This is a genomic window from Micromonospora sp. NBRC 110009, assembly GCF_030518795.1.
In the GTDB taxonomy this organism is placed as follows: Bacteria; Actinomycetota; Actinomycetes; order Mycobacteriales; family Micromonosporaceae; genus Micromonospora.
The window spans coordinates 1,931,588-1,950,882 of the sequence record NZ_CP130427.1; the positions used below are offsets into that span (position 1 = coordinate 1,931,588).

A 19,295-nucleotide genomic window follows, 5' to 3' on the forward strand; every position below is an offset into this window, starting at 1 on the left:
CATGCCGCAGCGCACCCGGCTACGTCGAGTGGTGTTTCGCTCCACCCACCGCTAATTTGTGTTCGCACAGTGTGACGGCCGTCACGCGAGGTGAAACGGGGTCGTCACTCTCCGTTCGGGGTGCCCCGGGCAGCCGCCGCGAGCGGCCCGTCCGGCTAGACTTTCGCGCCGTGGGCCGAAGTGCCGCTTTCTTCGATCTGGACAAGACTGTCATCGCCAAGTCGAGCGCCCTGGCGTTCGGTCGGCCGTTCTACCGGGACGGGCTGATCACCCGGCGTGACGTGGTCAAGTCGGCGTACGCGCAGCTGATGTTCCGGCTGGGCGGCACCGACGAGCAGACCATGGCCCGAACCCGGGACTATCTCGCCACGCTCTGCAAGGGCTGGCAGGTGGACCAGGTCCGCCAGATCGTCGCGGAGACGCTGCACGAGCTGATCAACCCCTACGTGTACGCCGAGGCCGCCGCCCTGATCGAGGAGCACCAGGCCGCCGGTCGGGACGTGGTGCTGGTCTCCGCCTCCGGCGAGGAGATGGTCCGGCCGATCGGCGAGCTGCTGGGGGTGACCGACGTGATCGCCACCCGGATGGCGGTCGAGGACGGCCGCTACAGCGGCGAGGTCGAGTTCTACGCGGCCGGCCCGAGCAAGGTCGACGCTGTCGGCGAGCTGGCCATCGCGCGCGGGTACGACCTGACCGACTCGTACGCCTACTCCGACTCGTACAGCGACCGGCCGCTGCTGGAGTGCGTGGGCCACCCGACCGTGGTCAACCCGGACCGGGCGCTGCGCAAGCTGGCGGTGGAGAACGCCTGGCCGGTGCTGGAGTTCCGGCACCCGATCCCGCTGGGCCGGCGGCTGCGCGAGCGCCCCGCCGTGCCGGTCGCCGCCGCGGCCCTCGGGGTCGGCGTCGGGGTCGCCATCGGCATCGCCTGGTACGGCCGGCACCGCCGCACCCGCGCCGCCACCCCCACCGCCTGACCGCACGCCCGCGACCTCACCCGACCAGCCGGCTGGAAGCAGCACGGCGGGGTGCCAGGAGAGGGCAGGGTCAGGAGGCGGCGAGGACCTCGTCGCCGATCAGGGTGATCTGGTCGGCGCCGACCTCGACCGCGCTCATGTAGTGCCGCAGCCAGGAGCGCAGCCCGTCGGGGGTGCCGGTGGCGAAGGCGCCGGCCGCGCCGACGTACTCCGGCTCCCGCTCGCGGTGGCCGACGTCCACGGCGACCAGCCCGCGCGGGTCGAAGCCGGTGGAGATCAGCACCAGCCGGGCGGCGGCCCGGGCCACCACCCCGGAGGGGCCGGCGAACGGGCGCAGGTTCAGCAGCTCGCCGTGCACCACGGCGGCCAGTACCAGCGGCGGCACCGAGGTGCCGCCGGCGACCAGCCCGGCCAGCCCGTCGAGGCGGGCCGCCACCACCGGGTCGGCCACCGGCCGGCCCAGCTCCGCCTCGGCCACGACCTCCCGGGCGGCGAGCACGTGCAGCCGGGCGAGGACCTGCCGGGGGGCCTTGGTCCAGAGGTCGCTCAGCCCGGGCAGCGCCCCGGCCACCCGCAGCGCCCCCTGGAGCACCGGATCGGTGACCGTGCCGGCGCGCACCTCCTCGCGCTCGTGCACCCGGCCCTCGAGGGCGGCGCTGGCCACGGCCGAGCGGAGGCTGACCTCGGCGGCCACCTGCCCGCCGTGGCGGCGCAGCGCGCGGTGCCGGTGGGCCTGGTCGACCCGGTCGCGGGCCCGCTCGACGGCGGGCGCGATGTCGGCGAGCGCGAGCAGCGGGGCGAGCGGATCGGTGGTCACCCTCGCCACGCTAGCGACCCGCCCCCGCCCCCGACCCCCAGCCACCCCAGAACGCGACCCCCACCACCCGCCGCCGCGCGGCTCAGCGTTGAGAAGGGAACCCTTCTCTACCGCAGCCGTTAACCGGGGGCCCTTCCTTACAACTCGGCGCGTGTCGGGGGCCGCTGGGCGCGCCGGGTCGGACCAGGCTGTCGCGGGGGGCCGGCCGCGCGACTAACCTCAGCGGCGTACGAGACGCAGGTCACGCGACGAAGGAGTACCGCATGAGCGAGGCATTGGCCAACTTGCTGAACGAGACGCGCCAGTTCCCGCCGCCGGCCGAGCTCGCCGCGAACGCCAACGTCAAGGCCGACGCCTACGCCGAGGCGGCCGAGGACCGGCTGGCCTTCTGGGAGCGCCAGGCGGGCCGGCTGAGCTGGGGCCGGCAGTGGGACCAGGTGCTCGACTGGTCGAACGCGCCGTTCGCGAAGTGGTTCGTGGGCGGACAGCTCAACGTGGCGTACAACTGCCTGGACCGGCACGTCGAGGCCGGCCGGGGCGACAAGGTGGCGATCCACTGGGAGGGCGAGCCCGGGGACACCCGCACCCTCACCTACGCCGACCTGCACAAGCTCACCTGCCAGGCGGCGAACGCGCTGACCGACCTGGGCGTGGTGGCCGGTGACCGGGTGGCGATCTACCTGCCGATGATCCCCGAGGCGGCGGTGGCGATGCTGGCCTGCGCCCGGATCGGCGCCACGCACAGCGTGGTGTTCGGCGGCTTCTCCGCGGACGCGCTGACCAACCGGATCCAGGACGCCACCGCCAAGGTGGTGATCACCGCGGACGGCGGCTTCCGCCGGGGCAAGCCGTCGGCGCTCAAGCCGACCGTCGACGAGGCGGTGGCGAAGTGCCCGTCGGTGGAGCACGTGCTGGTGGTCCGCCGGACCGGCGAGGAGGTCGCCTGGTCGGCGAAGGACCACTGGTGGCACGAGACGGTGGAGACCGCCTCGCCGGAGCACACCGCCCAGGCGTTCGACGCCGAGCACCCGTTGTTCATCCTCTACACCAGCGGCACCACGGCCCGGCCGAAGGGCATCCTGCACACCACCGGCGGCTACCTGACCCAGACGTCGTACACCACGCACGCGGTCTTCGACCTGAAGCCGGAGACCGACGTCTACTGGTGCACCGCCGACATCGGCTGGGTCACCGGGCACTCCTACATCGTGTACGGCCCGCTCTCCAACGGCGCCACCCAGGTCATGTACGAGGGCACCCCGGACACCCCGCACAAGGGCCGGTTCTGGGAGATCGTCGACAAGTACCAGGTCACCATCCTGTACACCGCGCCGACCCTGATCCGCACCATGATGAAGTGGGGCGAGGACATCCCGGCCGGCTACGACCTGTCGTCGCTGCGGCTGCTCGGCAGCGTCGGCGAGCCGATCAACCCGGAGGCGTGGATCTGGTACCGCCAGCACGTCGGCCGGGGTGAGCTGCCGGTCGTCGACACCTGGTGGCAGACCGAGACCGGCGCCATCATGATCTCCCCGCTGCCGGGCGTCACCGAGGCCAAGCCGGGCTCGGCGATGACCGCGCTGCCGGGCATCGTCGCCGACGTGGTCGACGACCAGGGCCAGTCGGTGCCGAACGGCGGCGGCGGCTACCTGGTGCTCAAGGAGCCGTGGCCGTCGATGCTGCGCACCATCTGGGGCGACGACAACCGCTTCATCGAGACCTACTGGTCCCGCTTCGGCGCGGGTGCCAGCGGCAGCGGCGACTGGGTCTATTTCGCCGGTGACGGTGCCAAGAAGGACGACGACGGGCACATCTGGCTGCTCGGCCGGGTCGACGACGTGATGCTCGTGTCCGGGCACAACATCTCCACCACCGAGGTGGAGTCGGCGCTGGTCAGCCACCCGTCGGTGGCCGAGGCGGCGGTGGTCGGCGCGACCGACCCGACCACCGGCCAGGCGATCGTGGCGTTCGCCATCCCGCGGGGCAACGCGGAGACCTCGGGCGAGGCGGGCGAGCAGCTCATCGCCGAGCTGCGCAACCACGTGGCGAAGACGCTCGGCCCGATCGCCAAGCCGCGGCAGATCATGCTGGTGCCCGAGCTGCCGAAGACCCGCTCCGGCAAGATCATGCGCCGGCTGCTGCGGGACGTCGCGGAGCACCGCTCGCTCGGCGATGTGACCACGCTCCAGGACTCCTCGGTGATGGACCTGATCTCCACCGGCATGCAGGGCGGCAAGGCGGAGGACTGATCGCGTACGCACGACGATGGGCGGGCCCGGCCGGGCCCGCCCATCGCCTTGTCACCGTTACTTCTTCGGCTGCACCGTGCCGACCTCCAGCCGCTGGTTCGCGGTGGCGGCCATCGGCTGCTTCACCTCGACGATGACGTTGTACTCGCCCGCCATCGGCACGTTCGAGAGGGCCTGGTAGACGCCCGGCTGCCCGGACACCTCGGCCATCACGATCGGACCCGACTTGTGCGCCATCGGCATGGCGACCATGTCGGTGTACGCCACGACCTGTCCCTTGGTGATCGGGTTGTAGCTGCCCGGCGCGCTGACCTTCGCCTCGATCCGCACCTGGAGGTCGCCCAGGTGCTCACTGTCGATCGAGATCGCGGCCTGCGGTTCCTTGCGCTGGTCGCCCTGCCCGTGCCGTTCCGCCGAGGCGTTCTCCGCCGCGGCCGGCGCGACTCCCCGTCGCTCGGTGACCAGGAAGCCGACCACCCCGACCAGCAGGGCTGCCGTCATTCCGATGCAGATGCCCAGCAGCAGGCCCTGCCGGAACCGGTTCGGTCCCCGCCGCCGCGGCCGGCGCCCGGGACGGGCCGATTTCCCCGCCCGGACCGGCTTGCCCGCGGGCGCCGGACGACCCAGCATCTCGTCGGAGAGCCGCAGCTTCTCCTTCAGCGCGGTCACGATCCCCGCACCTCCGTCCGCCTCTGAGACGACACGTTCAACTCCCAGCTGTCATTCGTTCACGAACTGGCGGGACCGCTGCCCGCCACCGGACGGTCCGGGAGGGAGATCAGGCCGGTGCGGCCCGCCCCGTAGACCCGGAAGATGCCCCACTGGCCACCGGTCAGGTGCCGGGCCAGGGTGCCGGAGCGGTACAGGTAGTCACCCGCCGCGCCCCGTCGCCCACCGGCGCCGCCGTTGGCCGCCGGGTCCAGCACGATCTGGTACGACACACCCGGGTTGAACTGGCCCTGCGTCGCCGCGAGCTGCGACTCGGAGTCGTTCGGGCCACGCCGCCAGAGGTGGTCGTGCAGGGCGAAGCTGGTCGACCGCGGGTCACCGACCGCCTGGCCGACGTGGAACACCGTCTTGTCCCCGCCGTACGCCTGGAACGTCGGGGTCGACGGATCCCCGTGCACGTACGAGCTGAAGATGTTGGTGATGTTCTGGTCGTTGGCGTACCGGTGCGCCCAGGGCTCGTTGTTGTAGTTGACGGAGAACTCGCCCTGATCCTCGGCGTCGTCGGCCACCATGCTCGGCGTCAGACTGAGGTCGAAGTTGTCGGGCACCGGCTGGTCGTCGGCGACGTTGCCGTTGGTGTCCTTGCGGAACAGCGCCAGGTCGCTGTTCATCAGCACGATGTTCTCTCGGTAGTCCGGCACGTTCGGGTTGGAGATCACCGCGCTGACCCCGCTGGCCAGCGGGGCGCCCGTGGTCGGGTGGAGGTAGGTGCTGCCGGCCGGCTCGATGACCAGCGCCCCGTACAGGCCGTGCGAGGCGTGGTGCATCGGGTCGGCCATGTCGCGCAGCATCGCCATCCCGGCGACCGGCGTGGCCCACCGGTAGGTGATCTGCTCGCCCGGACCGACCGTGCGGTCGTAACCCTTCGTGGAGCCGACGTTGACCCCGGAGGACACGCTCCAATGGTTGGTCAGCTGCGGTCGCATGGACACCCGGTTGCTGACCGGCAGCGGCAGGAACCCGGGCACGTTGACCTCGTCCTTGGGCGGCTGGTCGAGGCAGCCCGGGTAGCTGAGGGTGCTGGTCCGGTAGCCCAGCTGCCCCGGCTCCACGCCCTCGAAGCAGCTCGGCACCATCTTGGCCGGGTCGACCCTGTTCTTGAGCGTGACCTCGACGCAGTCACCGACGTTCGCCCGGATGACCAGCGGCTCGTTCTTGACCGTGTTGTTCGTCCAGTCGGACTCCAGCGCGTACTGGAGGCCGTTCGGGTCGTGGTCGCCTGCCTTGTTGTAGGTGATGTCCCGGTTGATGGCCACCACGTTGAACGCCTTCACGGGTGCGCCGGTGTCGCAGGGCAATCCGGGGGGTGGGGTGCCCGCCACCGGCTTCTCACCGATGCAGTTCGGGGCGTTGGCGGTGTTGTCCGGCAACGGATAGAGCAGCGATTCCGGCGGCGGTATTGTGCCGTCCGGTCCAGGCTGCAGCGACGCGCCCCAGTACTGGCACCGCATGACCCGTAGTTGGCCCCAACCGCCGAGGAACATGTCGTCCGAGCCGCCGAGGAAGTAGAGCTCGTCCCGGTCGATCGGGCTGCCGCCCTTGGTTCCCTCACGCTGTGACTTCACCTGCATCTCGAAGTACTCGAGAATGCCGATGTGCTGTGCGGAGACGATGTTGGAGTTCGGGTCCTTGGGCTCGTTGCGCCACCTGGCGTCCAGGTTGAGGCCGTGCGACTCCTCCTGGGACAGCTGGAATATCCGCCACTTGATCCGGTCGCCGACGAACGCCATCGGCATGGGTGTGAACGGATCAGCGGGGAACTCCTCGGTGTACGGGTCCGGGGAGGCGAACACCTGTGACGGGTCCTTGTCCCGGCGTGCCTCGAACGGCTCCAACCGGTAGTTGATTCCCATGACGCCCTGGTCGTCGTTGCTGGACGGGAACTTGGCCGGCTGGATCGGCACCCCGTACGAGGTGACGAACTGGTCGTCGTTGGTGGTGTTCGGGTCCGGGTCCTTGTACATCGGCACGTGGTCCTCAATGAAGAGGGACACGTTGCGGTAGTCGTACCCGTCGGTGACCTTGCCGTTGTAGTCGGTGGTGGAGTTGCAGATCACCGAGACCAGGGTGCCGACGGTGACCACCGCGTCCGTCTTCGGATCCTTGAAGGTGCAGCCGGCGTCGTGGATCGTGCCGCCGCCGAACAGCCCGGCGTCCTGGTGGACGTTGGCGTAGAAGTGGTCGTGGAACGAGTTCGTGGACGTGTTCTCGTGCACGAAGTCGCGGTAGGTGATGGTCTGCCCGACACCGTTGGCCGCGCCGTCCGCGCCCTGGTCGTAGTTCCAGCCGTTGGCGGCGCCGTCGGACGAGAGCACGTCGAACTGGACCATGTGCTGGTGGAGGCCGACCTCGTTGGTGGTCTGGAGCCGGTCGAAGGCCGTCCCGCCGTACGTCATGGGTAGTCGGTTGGTCAGGTTGTAGACCACGCAGTCACCCACGTTGAGCAGGGGTGAGAACGGTTCCGGTTTCTTGCCGGCCAGCACCGCGTCCCGCTCCGAGTCGAGCACGTAGACGCGGGACTGCGGATTTCGCCACTTGGCTTTCGGGTTGTACGTCTGACTCAGTTGGATGGCGGAGATGTTGAACGTCTTCACCGGCCGCCCGGTGGGGCAGGGGTTCTGGAAGAAGCCGCCCGGCACCTGGGCGCCGGCGTCGGCTGCGGCCTTCTCCTTCGTGGTGGGCGGGAAGACGCCGTTGGTGGCGCGGGCCGAGACGCCGAGCGGCGGCTTCGGCGCCTTGTAGCCGAAGACACCCGGGATGAAGTGCGGGAAGCCCGGGGTCTTGGTGGCGTCCGGCGTCGGTGGCGGGTTCACCCCGGAGACCGAGGTGTCGTAGTCGAAGTCGGCCAACGGCTCCAACCGCGGGATCGGCGTGCCGTCCGGGTTCTTCCGGGTGCCGTCCTCGAGCTTGTCGAGGGTGCGGTTCAACCCCCACATGCCGTTGGCGAAGTGCGGGTAGAGGTGGCAGTGGAAGATGATGTCGCCGAAGGTCGCTTTCTTGTCCTGGTGCGACGAGCCGGCGCCGCCCTGGACCACCAGGTCATAGCTGGTGCCCGGGGAGACGGACTGCACGTCCAGGATGTTGGTCTTGCCGGTGACGTGGTTCGGGCTGCTCAGCCCGTCCACCCCGCCCTCGTTCTGCGGGTCGTACGCCCACCGGTTGACGTGCCAGTGGAAGGTGTGCGTCTCGAACTCGGCCGGGTGCAGCAGTCGCACCTGGGCCGGCTCGCCCCGGTAGTTCGGAAAGACCAGGTCGCCGCCGCCCGGGTCGCCGTAGATCCACGACGACAGCGAGGTCTCCTCACCGATGCACTCGTTGGCCGTGTAACCCTGCCCGGCCGCGGTGGCGGCGGGGCAGCCGATCTCCTCCCGATTGAAGGTCGGCTCAGCCCGGTAGTTGAAGGCGAACCACTCGAGCTTGACCGGCACCTCCTCGTGGTACTGGACGATGGCGTCCGCGTCGCCGCCGCCCAGTCCCGGCAGCGTGTCCTTGGTCAGGACCGCAGTCTGCGCCGAGGTCGGTGCGACACACTCGGAGCCCGTCTTGTCCTCCGAGCCGCCGCGGCAGAAGCGGGTCAGGATGCCCGGCTCGGCCTCCACCTCGTCGTGCATGAAGAGCACGTTCTCGCGGAAGTCCTTGTTGTTCGGCCGCTTGATGATCGCCCGGGTGCCGGAGGCCAGGGGCCCGCCGGTGTGCGAGTCGACCCAGGTCGCGTCGCTCGCCTCCACGACGATCGCGCCGAACGCCCCGAACCCGTGCGAGCCGATGAACTTCACCTTGCCGGTGGAGTCCTTCGGCTGGGTCTGCCGGGAGCTGAAGTCCGCGCCGTCCTTGAACTGGTACTCGCCCTCGGCCTGGGCGTGCAGCAGGTAGGTGATCGAGGCGCCCGGCGCGGCCGTGGAGTCGGGGTTGTCGCCCACCACCGTGCCGTCGGCGGTCTTGACGTCATAGTCCAGACCGTCGAAGTGCATCGAGGCGTTCGGCGCGTTGGCCGGGTCGAAGTCGATCTTCGGGGCGGAGAGCGCCGGCGCGAACTCGCGGGCGCCTAGGGTGCTCGACCCCGCCGCCTTCTTGATCTCGCCGGGCAGCGTGTAGATCGCCGAGTCCCGGACCGTACGGTCCAGGGCCGGCGCCGCCTCGTTCAACCGGTTGGTGAAGTTGACCGTGACGCAGTCACCCTTGTTGACCCGCAGGGTGAGCGGCTCGATCAGGTCGTCGATGTTCGCCTTGGAGGGGTCCGCGGCGTACTTGAAGTTCGACCGGACCGTGGCGATGTTCGAGTCGAGGATGTACATCCTGCCCTCGGGGACCACGTCCCCGTACCGGTTGAGGAAGATCGGCAGGTTGATCAGCGAGACGTTGAACGTCTTCGTCGGGGCCCCGGCGACGCACGGGCTGACCGGGGTGCCCGCAGGCGGTGGCAGTGAGGCGGCAGTGGCCTGGCTGACCATCCACACGGCACCTCCGGCGAGGGCCATCCAGAGACCCGCGCCTACGGTGAGGGCGAGCCGGACGGGCCAGGTGGCGCGGCGGCGTGCGCCCATCAGGACGAACGCGGCGAACGCCAGGACGACTAGTAGGGGTGTGACATCGGCAGGTGTTGCGACCACTCGGCCTCCCTGTTGTTGAGCCACGGGAGGTCGCGCCCTCGACACCTAGTGCAGGACGGCGTGAACTATCGAGCGGCAGAACCCCCGTGGCCCGCTGCGAAGATACATAGATACTCGGCAATGAAGCGTAGATTTGTCAATATCGTTGTGGCTTTCGGTCGCCGCCGGGCAACTTTCCGCCGCAAGTTGCGAAAGGGGACCCCGCGCCGTGACCACGTCGTTCGGTCGGCGGAGTCCGGCTGGCCGAACGGTCAGAGGCGGAGACCCCTGCGGAGGCTGGCGAGCAGCTTGTCGCCGATTTCCGCAACCACGTGACCAAGACGCTCGGCCCAATCGTCAGGTCGCTGATCTCCGCCGGCATGGGTGGCGGCAAGTCCGACGAGGACCGACGACAGGCGCACCCACCCGTCGTTTCTTTGGGGTGCGCATCGGCGGTTCGGTGGAGGCACGGCAAGCCGAACGGGCAAAGAGGCGCTGTCACCCCTCTCAGTGACAGCGGCGGGTCCTCTAGGTTCAGCCGCACCGGGCCAGGTGATGGACGACACTTCGACGTCCCTACCGGCCGGTTCTCTCCTCCCATGCCCCACGAACGGAGCGGCATGAACACATTTCCGCAGTCTGGGTCACGCCGACGCCTACTCGTCGCGCTGCCCGCCATCGCCCTCGCCGCCACGTCGCTGACCGTGACGGGCAGCGCGGCCGCCCAGCAGTCCGGCCCAGCCCGGAGCATCGGGGCGGACGAGTTCTACATCAACTACGCCGAGCCGGAGGTGCAACCGGACACGGCGGGCAAGGAGGTCAAGGGCAAGGACGGGATCTACACCAGCCCGGTCGACGCAGCGCGGGCCTACGACCGCAAGTTCGCCGGGGGCAACCCGGTGGCCGCGCGGGAACTGGCCAAGCTGGAGGCCAAGGCGATCAAGACCGGGCAGAGCCCCCGGCAGATCAAGCAGGCCAAGGGCACGCAGACCGCCAAGCTGCTCACCCTGCTGGTGGAGTTCAACGACAAGGCGAACGACGACTTCACCAACGTGTACGTGCCGAAGACGGTTTTCGAGGACCGGAGCTGCGTTCTCGGCACCGTCCAGAACGGCCCGAAGCACAACACGATCGCGAACCCGGCGAGCCTGCCCCACAAGGACAACAACTCCATGTGGGTGCCGGACTTCTCGCCGGCGCACTACGACAAGATGCTCTACACCAAGGAGGGCATCACCGAGCGGGTCCGCACGGACCTGACCGGGCCGGACGGCAAGCCGGGCGTCGACATCTCCGGCCGCACGATGCACAACATGTACCTGGAGATGTCCAAGGGCGCGTACACGGTGGACGGCGAGGCGAGCCCGTGGATCACCGTGCCGCACTCGGAGGGCTGGTACGCGGCCTCCCGCTGCTTCAAGGACGAGAACGGCAACTGGGTCGCCGGCCGCGAGCAGTCGATGAACGGCCACCCGGACAACCCGCAGGGCGCCGGGCGGCTGGCCACCGACGCGGTGGACGCGCTGGCGAAGATGCGGCCCGACTTCCCGTGGGCCGACTACGACATCGAGGACCAGGGCGACGTCGACGGTGACGGCAACGTCAACGAGCCCGACGGCGTGATCGACCACCTCGTGCTGGTGCACGCCAACCAGGGCAAGTCCCGCGGCGGCGGCGACGTGGGCGTCTACTCGGTCTGGGCGCACTCGTCGACGGTGACCGGCGGCTACACCATCCCCGGCACCAAGATCAAGGTGGCGAACTACATCGTGCAGCCGGAGGACGCCGGCGTTGGCGTCTTCGCCCACGAGTTCGGCCACGACCTCGGCCTGCCGGACCTCTACGACACCTCCGGCAATGCCGACTCGGACGTCGACTTCTGGGACCTGATGGCCTCGGGCTCGCACACCGGCGAGATCTTCCAGGCGATGCCCACCCACATGGGCATCTGGGACAAGTGGGTGCTCGGCTGGGCCGACCCGCTGACCATCAACCCCGGTGACGACCCGCGCGCGGTGCAGCTCGGCCAGACCTCGAACACCCCGGTCGGCACCAGGGACGGCATCAAGATCAATCTGCCGGACAAGGTGATCACCCTGGCGCAGCCGCACAGCGGCGCCAACATGTGGTACTCCGGCGCCGACCAGAACTGGGCCGACGTCAAGCTGAGCCGGACGGTCGCCGTCCCGAACGCCGCCGACGCGAAGTTCTGGATGTGGAACAACTACGTCATCGAGGCGGACTGGGACTACGGCTTCCTCGAGGTCTCCACCAACGGCGGCGCCACCTGGGCGGAGCAGAAGGTCTACGACGCCACCGGCAAGCTGGTCACGACCAACGACGGCTACGCCGACCCGAACGGCCGCATGGTCGACTACGGCGGCAAGAAGTACGGCCTGACCGGCAGCACCGGCGGCTGGCGGCACGACTACGTCGACCTGTCGGCGTACGCCGGGCAGACCGTGCAGCTGCGGCTCCGCTACGCCACCGACGAGGCGTTTGTGGAGCGGGGCTGGTTCGCCGATGACTTCTCGGTCACCGGCGGCGGCGCCACCACCTGGAGCGACGACGTCGAGGGCGGCGCCAACGGCTGGACCCAGGCGCTGGGCACCTTCACCGACACCACCGGCGCGGGCTGGCACACCGACTCGGGCACCCAGGTCAAGTCGCACTACTACCTGGCCGAGTGGCGTAACTTCGACGGCTTCGACAAGGGCCTGAAGTACGCGTACGACACGGTCTACTCGCACGAGGCGTGGAAGGTCGACCGGATCTCGTACAACGCCCCGGGCATGCTGGTCTGGTACCGGGACACCGAGCTGGGCAACGTCAACCACACGACCGCGCAGCTGACCGCGCTGCCCAGCTACGGCGCGAAGGGCGGCCTGCTGATCGTCGACTCGCACAACGACCCGCTGCGCCGCCAGGGCGAGGCGGCCGTCAAGGACCCGTCGACGCTGGACAACCTGCCCAGCCGTCCGCAGTCGTCCAACGCGGCCTTCTCGCTGGGCTCCAGCTACCCCTTCAAGGAGTGCCTGGAGGCGGCGAACGAGCCGTACAGCGAGTACTGCACCAGCTTCGGCGCCCAGGCCCCGGTGTCGGCGTTCAGCGACACCAAGGGCTGGTACCCGGGCATCGAGATCCGCAACGGCTCCGCGTTCGCCCGGGACAGCGACGCCTCCGTCGTCATCCCGTCGCGGGGCAACGCGAAGTACACCACTCGGGTGACGAACCCCGACGGTACGCCGGCTCCGGCGTACTACGGGGCGACCCTCGGTGGCGGGGCGATCGTGCTCGGCACCGGCAACCCGGGTGACGCCGCTGTCGCGTACGGCGTGTCGATCACCATCAAGGGGGCCGCCAAGAACAACTCGTACGCGACCGTGTACGTGACCTCGGCGACCCCGTGACCTGACCGCCTCACGGCGCGTCGGACACCCGGCGGGGCCCGTCTGGAGCAGACTGCTCCGGACGGGCCCCGTCCTTGTTACGGGCCCCGCAATTTTCTTCGAATTCGGTGTGACGCTTTCGCACACCGCAGCGCTCCCCTTTGGGGACCTCGTAATCACCGTCACGCACGGTGATCGTAGCCAAAACGTGATGTAATTCGACGCCGAACTACCGGATGCTTTGATCCCGATTTGGCCGGGAAAGAAGGGCCGTCGTCCCGGTAATTGACCGGTGACAAGGATGCAAACCTCTGTCATTGTGAGTGACGCATGACATGACAGCGATAGCCATGGCTGTCTCTGTCGTGTAACAGATCCACAAAGGAGGAGGACCTTTGAGGAGACGAGTCACAGCGGGCCTGGCCTCGGCCGCGGCCGCGCTGCTGGCAGCCGGTGTCGCCACGGCACCGGCGTCCGCCGCCACCCCCGCGGCGGAGCCCACCCCGAGCGTCGACAAGGCGAAGCACGGCAAGGACAACCTGCCCGATCCCAAGGCGGATCAGCAGCGGGAGCTCAAGAAGCAGGCGATCTCCGCCCTGCTGCAGGGCAAGGCCAAGCTTCAGACGCGCAACGGCTCGAAGGTCATCCAGGTCAAGGACGACCTGTTCGTCGAGTACCAGCAGGCGCCGAAGGTCGACCCGATCTTCACCGTCCTGGTCAACTTCGGCGACAAGATTCACCCCAAGGCTGGTGGCCAGCCCGGCCCGGTGGTCAACCAGATCCCCGAGCCGGACCGCAACTGGGACGGCAGCTCCACCGACGACAACAGCACCCTGTGGCGCTCGGACTTCCACCGCGAGCACTACATGGACATGTTCTACGGTGAGGGCGAGTCGTTCCGGGACTTCTACCTGAAGCAGTCCGGGGGCCGGTACACGGTCGGCGGCGACGTCAGCGACTGGGTCACCGTGCCGTACAACGAGGCCCGGTACGGCCGCAACGGCAACCCGGACGACCCGCAGGACATCACCGAGGACGACGGCTACTGGAGCTTCGTCGGTGACACCGCCACGGCCTGGTACGAGTCCCAGGCCAAGGCGGGGAAGACGCCGGAGCAGATCAAGGACTACCTCAAGCAGTTCGACGTCTGGGACCGGTACGACTTCGACGGCGACGGCAACTTCAACGAGCCCGACGGCTACATCGACCACTTCCAGGCGGTGCACGCGGGTGAGGGCGAGGAAGCCGGCGGCGGCGCCCAGGGCGCGGACGCCATCTGGTCGCACCGATGGCGCGTCGCCGCGGGCGAGGGTGAAATCGGCCCGACCGGCAACCTCAACGGTGGCGTGCAGATCGGCGACACCGGCCTCTGGATCGGTGACTACACCACCGAGCCGGAGAACGGCGGTCTCGGCGTCTTCACCCACGAGTACGGCCACGACCTCGGCCTGCCGGACCTGTACGACACCGCGGGTGGCGACAACGGCACCGGGTTCTGGACCCTGATGTCCTCGGGTTCGTGGCTGAGCCACGGCACTGACGACATCGGTTCGACCCCGGGCTACATGGACCCGTGGTCGAAGCTTTTCCTGGGCTGGCTGAAGTACAGCGTCGTCGACGAGAAGAGCGGCACCACCCAGGTGACGCTCGGACCGGCCGGCGACAGCACGGGCCCGAAGGCCCAGGCCGTCATCGTCAACCTGCCGACCCAGACCCAGACCACGAACTACAACACCCCGTTCGGGGGCTCGTACGAGTGGTGGGGCGGCGCCGCTGACGACCTGAAGAGCACGCTCACCCGCACCATCGACCTGACCGGCGTGAAGTCCGCGTCGATCACGTCGAAGCTGCAGTACGACACCGAAGAGAACTACGACTACCTCTTCGCCGAGGTGTCCACCAACGGCGGCGTCAGCTGGAAGTCCCTGACCAACAACCTGCACGACACGGTCAACGGCAAGGTCCAGACCGGCATCGACGGCTCCAGCAACGGCCAGTGGGTCGACTCGACCTACGACCTGTCGGCGTACGCCGGCCAGACCATCAAGTTCCGGTACCGCTACTCCACCGACGGCGGCGTGCACTACGCCGGCCCGTTCATGGACAACATCTCGCTGACCAAGGACGGCGCCGTCGCCTGGACCGACGACGCGGAGACGCTGTCGGCGGACTGGGCGGTGCGGGGCTTCAAGCGGATCACCGGCACCGTGACGGACGTCTACCCCCGCTTCTACATCGCCGAGAACCGGACCTACTTCGGTTACGACGACACGCTGCGGACCGGTGGGTACAACTACGGGTTCAACAACACCCGGCCCAACTGGGTGGAGCGGTTCTCGAACCAGCCCGGCATGTTGGTCTGGTACGTGAACTACGCGTACGGCGACAACAACACGTCGCAGCACCCGGGCTACGGCCTCAACCTCCCGGTTGACGTCCGCCCGGACAAGATCAACGTCGGCGGCCAGGGCACCATCAGCAACCGGCGCAACGGCTACGACGCCACGTTCAGCCTGTACGCGAAGCCGGCCCAGACCTTCCACAAGAACGGTGTGGCGGTCACGGTTCCGGAGCTCGAGCCGCACCCGGTGTTCAAGGACAACGGCATCGGGGCGTACTGGTCCTCGGGCAACGCGTGGAACTCGGTGAAGGTGGCCGGTACCGGCACCAGCATCGAGATCCTGCAGCAGGGCAACACCCCGACCAGCGACATGGTCGTCAAGGTCAGCAACTGATCGGGTAGCACCAACCGGAAGGGGCCGGTGGCGGCGACGCCACCGGCCCCTTTCGCGTACCCCGGAGGTGTTCGCCCTGATGAGGGCAGACATCGGCCGATCCGGATGTGACGGTGTGCAGCTTTCCCATCAAGAAGTTGCTACAAATCGACGCGCGTGTCTTCCCACCCGTCACGGGAGTGTCTATCTTCACCAGTGGTCCCACTAGTGGGACGTCTTCGCCGGCCCGTACCCCCGTTGGGCCGGTTCCCTCACACCGGAAGGATTCCACGTGCGCAAAGTCGCAGTGGGTCTGCTCGGGCTTTCGTTGACGGCGACGGGACTGGTGGCGGGCACGACCGCCAGCGCCGCGCCGGCGCCGAAGCTGCCGGCGTCCGCGCCGTCGGTCGCCGAGCCCGCCCAGGCCGATCACGATCTGCCGGACAAGGCCGAGGAAAAGCGCCGCACGCTGCGCCAGGAGGGCCTGAGCGAGGTCCTCTCCGGCAAGGCCAAGCCACAGAAGATCAACGGCAGCACCGTCGTCAAGGTCGGCGAGACCGCCGGCGCCCGGGCCGCAGCCCCGGGCAAGGCCGGCAAGAAGGACCAGTACGTCGAGCTGGCCCGGGAGCGGACCGACAAGATCTTCGTGATCCTCGCCGAGTTCGGCGACGAGCGGGATCCCGCCTACCCGGACAAGGACACCGACCCCAACATTCCCGGCCCGACGCGGTTCGACGGACCGCGGCACGACGAGATCCCGGCACCGAGCCGGGCCGTGGACAACTCCACCGTCTGGCAGGCGGACTACAGCCCGGAGCACTTCCGCCAGCTGTACTTCGGCACCAAGCCGGGCGACGAGTCGCTCAAGCAGTATTACGAGGCCCAGTCGTCCGGGCGGTACAGCGTGGACGGCGAGGTCACCGACTGGGTGAAGGTCAAGTACAACGAGGCCCGGTACGGCCGCTCGGACGACCCGATCGCGGACGACTCGGACAACCCGGCCAACGACCCTGCGGTCTGCGACAGCAACGTCTGCCAGAACACCTGGGACCTGGTCCGGGACGCCGCCAACCAGTGGGTGGCCGACCAGAAGGCCAAGGGTCGCACCGACGCCCAGATCAAGGCCGACATGCAGTCGTTCGACCAGTGGGACCGGTTCGACTACGACGGTGACGGCAACTTCAACGAGCCGGACGGCTACATCGACCACTTCCAGATCGTCCACTCCGGCGGCGACCAGGCCGACGGTGACCCGCACCAGGGTGAGGACGCCATCTGGAGCCACCGCTGGTCGGCGTACAACACGTCGCCGGTCGGCCCCGACTTCAACAAGATCGGCGGCACCGAGATCGGCGGCACCGGCGTCTGGATCCGTGACTACACCATCCAGCCGGAGAACGGCGGCCGCAGTGTCTTCTACCACGAGTACGGCCACGACCTCGGTCTGCCGGACGACTACAACGTCATCAGCGGTGGGGACAACAACAACGAGCACTGGACCCTGATGGCCCAGAGCCGGCTCAGCGGCAAGAACGACGGCGGCATCGGCGAGCGCGGCGGCGACCTGGGCGCCTGGAACAAGCTCCAGCTCGGCTGGCTCGACTACGAGGTGGTCAAGGCCGGGCAGAAGCGCACCCTGGACCTCGGCCCGCAGGAGTACAACTCCAAGCAGGCCCAGGCCGCCGTGGTGGTGCTTCCCCCGCGGACGTACACCTTCAACAACGGCAAGCCGTTCGAGGGGACTAAGCAGTACTTCTCCGGTAACGACGACAACCTGGACAACACGCTGACCAGGAGCATCGACCTCACCGGAAAGTCGACGGCAGCGATCTCGCTCAAGGGGCGCTACTCCATCGAGTCCGGCTTCGACTACCTCTTCTTCGAGGCGTCCACGGACGGTGGCAGCACCTGGACAGCGCTGCCCGGCACCGTGGACGGCAAGCCCCTCCCGCCGGTGTCGAAGACCGACCCGCGGCCCGCACTCTCCGGCAGCAGCGGCGGCAGGTGGGTGGACATCAACCTCCCGCTGGACGCGGTGGCCGGCAAGCCGGTGCAGTTCCGGTTCCACTACCTCACCGACGGCGGGCTCTCCCTGGGCGGCTTCTTCGGTGACGCGATCACCGTGACCGCCGACGGGCAGACCCTGCTCAGCGACGGTGCCGAGAACGGCACCGGGGACTGGGCGGTCAAGGGCTGGAGCATCGCGGAGGAGACCTACACCCGGGACTTCGCCAACTACTACATCGCCGGCAACCGGTCCTACGTCTCGTACGACAAGTACCTGAAGACCGGCCCGTACTACTTCGGGTACCTGAACACCCGGCCCGACTGGGTGGACCACTACGCGTACCAGCAGGGTCTGCTGATCTCGTACTGGAACCTCCGCTGGGCGGACAACGACACCGGTGCCTTCGGACACCCGGGTGAGGGTCGCAACCTGTACATCGACGCGCACCCGCGCCCGATCTACAACCTGACCGGCCAGCCCTGGCGGGCCCGGGTCCAGGTCTACGACGCCCCGTTCAGCCTGACCAAGGCGGACTCGTTCACGCTGCACATCAACAGCCAGCCGCAGTACATCCGTGGCCAGGCCGCGCAGCCGCTGTTCGACGACACCAAGCAGTACTGGTACCCGGAGCTGCCGAACCACGGCGTCAAGCTCCCCGCCGCCGGCGTCAAGATCAAGGTTCTCAAGCAGGACGGCACCTCGCTGAAGGTCCGCTTCTCCTGAGCCGCTGATCGCCGCGACACCAGCGATGCCCGGGCAGCCGACCTGCCCGGGCATCGCCCTGTCCGGCGCCGGGCCGGCCGCGGCGGCTCCGGCGCCGTCCCGGAGAATCCCCTGATCCTCGCCACCTGCGGGGCCATCCGTGCGGTACCGGCCCTAGGCTGTGCCCCATGACCGACCAGCGCGGCGGGCCCGTCGACGAGTCCTGCGTCCTCCCCGAGGGGCCGTGGACGCACCGGTTCGTCGGCGCCAACGGCAGCCGCTTCCACGTCGTCGAGGCCGGCACCGGTCCGATGGTGCTCTTCCTGCACGGCTTCCCCGAATACTGGTACGCCTGGCAGGAGATGCTGCCGGCGGTCGCCGACGCGGGGTTCCGGGCGGTCGCGGTCGACCTGCGCGGGTACGGCGCGAGCGACAAGCCCCCCCGGGGGTACGACGGCTACACGCTCGCCGCCGACGTGGCCGGGCTGATCCGTGCCCTCGGTGAGCGGTCGGCGACGCTGGTGGGCAGCGGCGCCGGTGGGCTCATCGCCTGGACCGCCGCCTCGTTCCATCCCGCGCTGGTCCGGCGGCTGGTGGTGCTGGGCGCACCGCACCCGCTCCGGCTCCGGGCGGCCATCTTCGCCGACCCGCGCGGCCAGTTCACCGCCTCCACCCCGACGCTGAAGTTCCAGCTCCCCCGCTACGAACACGTGCTGACCCGGGACGACGCCGCCGAGGTGGCGACGATCCTGCGCCGCTGGGGCGGTCCGCAGTGGGTCAACGGCCCGGACTTCGAGGCGTACGCCCGGTGCTGCCGGGTGGCCATGCGGATCCCGCAGGCGGCCTTCTGCGCGCTGGAGGGCTACCGGTGGGCGTTCCGGTCGGCGCTGCGGCTGCACGGCTACCGGTTCGTCAAGCTGATGCAGAAGCCGCTGGTCACGCCGACCCTCCAGCTGCACGGCGCGCTGGACCGGGCCTCCCTGCCGCGCACCGCCCAGGGGTCCGGCCGCTACGTCACCGCCCCGTACGAGTGGCGGCTGCTCGAGGGAGTGGGCCACTTCCCGCACGTGGAGGCCCCGGAGGTGGTGCTCGGCGAGGTGCTGCGCTGGACGAAGTCCTGA

The 19,295-nt window shown here is 69.0% G+C and carries 9 protein-coding genes; 6 read left to right on the top strand and 3 right to left on the bottom strand.

All coding sequences use genetic code 11. The features are described from left to right. Positions 1-170 precede the first annotated feature (170 nt). A complete protein-coding gene (locus Q2K19_RS09245) occupies positions 171-977 on the top strand; it encodes an HAD family hydrolase (RefSeq protein ID WP_302769482.1) in 807 nt (268 codons plus the stop codon). Positions 978-1,047: 70 nt separating this feature from the next. Here Q2K19_RS09245 and Q2K19_RS09250 read toward each other — a convergent pair whose 3' ends face one another. Continuing rightward, positions 1,048-1,794 (bottom strand): Fic family protein, encoded by a 747-nt coding sequence (locus tag Q2K19_RS09250; protein ID WP_302769483.1) that lies wholly within the window; start codon positions 1,792-1,794, stop codon positions 1,048-1,050. Positions 1,795-2,057: 263 nt separating this feature from the next. On the opposite strand from Q2K19_RS09250, the gene acs reads away from it, so the two are divergent. Further along, complete coding sequence (gene acs / locus Q2K19_RS09255; RefSeq protein WP_302769484.1) at positions 2,058-4,043, top strand: acetate--CoA ligase; 1,986 nt, start codon at positions 2,058-2,060, stop codon at positions 4,041-4,043. Positions 4,044-4,100: 57 nt separating this feature from the next. On the opposite strand, the gene Q2K19_RS09260 is transcribed toward acs, so the two are convergent. After that, entirely contained in the window at positions 4,101-4,712 is a 612-nt protein-coding gene (locus Q2K19_RS09260) for a FixH family protein (protein ID WP_302769485.1), read from the bottom strand. Positions 4,713-4,771: 59 nt separating this feature from the next. Continuing rightward, complete coding sequence (locus Q2K19_RS09265) at positions 4,772-9,382, bottom strand: hypothetical protein (RefSeq protein WP_302769487.1); 4,611 nt, start codon at positions 9,380-9,382, stop codon at positions 4,772-4,774. A 599-nt stretch (positions 9,383-9,981) separates the two neighbouring features. Between Q2K19_RS09265 and Q2K19_RS09270 the strand changes: the two genes are divergently transcribed. From Q2K19_RS09270 to Q2K19_RS09285, 4 genes are all read left to right on the top strand, one after another. Beyond that, positions 9,982-12,771: an immune inhibitor A domain-containing protein gene (locus Q2K19_RS09270; RefSeq protein ID WP_302769488.1), complete on the top strand. Its 2,790-nt coding sequence runs from the start codon at positions 9,982-9,984 to the stop codon at positions 12,769-12,771. Between the two features lie 374 nt (positions 12,772-13,145). Next, positions 13,146-15,485 (top strand): immune inhibitor A domain-containing protein, encoded by a 2,340-nt coding sequence (locus Q2K19_RS09275; RefSeq protein WP_302769490.1) that lies wholly within the window; start codon positions 13,146-13,148, stop codon positions 15,483-15,485. Positions 15,486-15,771: 286 nt separating this feature from the next. Next, positions 15,772-18,195, top strand: a complete 2,424-nt coding sequence (locus Q2K19_RS09280; protein WP_302772368.1) for an immune inhibitor A domain-containing protein — start codon at positions 15,772-15,774, stop codon at positions 18,193-18,195. A 167-nt stretch (positions 18,196-18,362) separates the two neighbouring features. Further along, complete coding sequence (locus Q2K19_RS09285; protein ID WP_302769492.1) at positions 18,363-19,295, top strand: alpha/beta fold hydrolase; 933 nt, start codon at positions 18,363-18,365, stop codon at positions 19,293-19,295.

Excerpts from the sequence above, each read along its gene's own strand:
- Q2K19_RS09270 (WP_302769488.1), top strand. The coding sequence starts at position 9,982 with ATGAACACATTTCCGCAGTCTGGGTCACGCCGACGCCTACTCGTCGCG.
- acs (WP_302769484.1), top strand. The coding sequence starts at position 2,058 with ATGAGCGAGGCATTGGCCAACTTGCTGAACGAGACGCGCCAGTTCCCG.
- Q2K19_RS09285 (WP_302769492.1), top strand. The coding sequence starts at position 18,363 with ATGACCGACCAGCGCGGCGGGCCCGTCGACGAGTCCTGCGTCCTCCCC.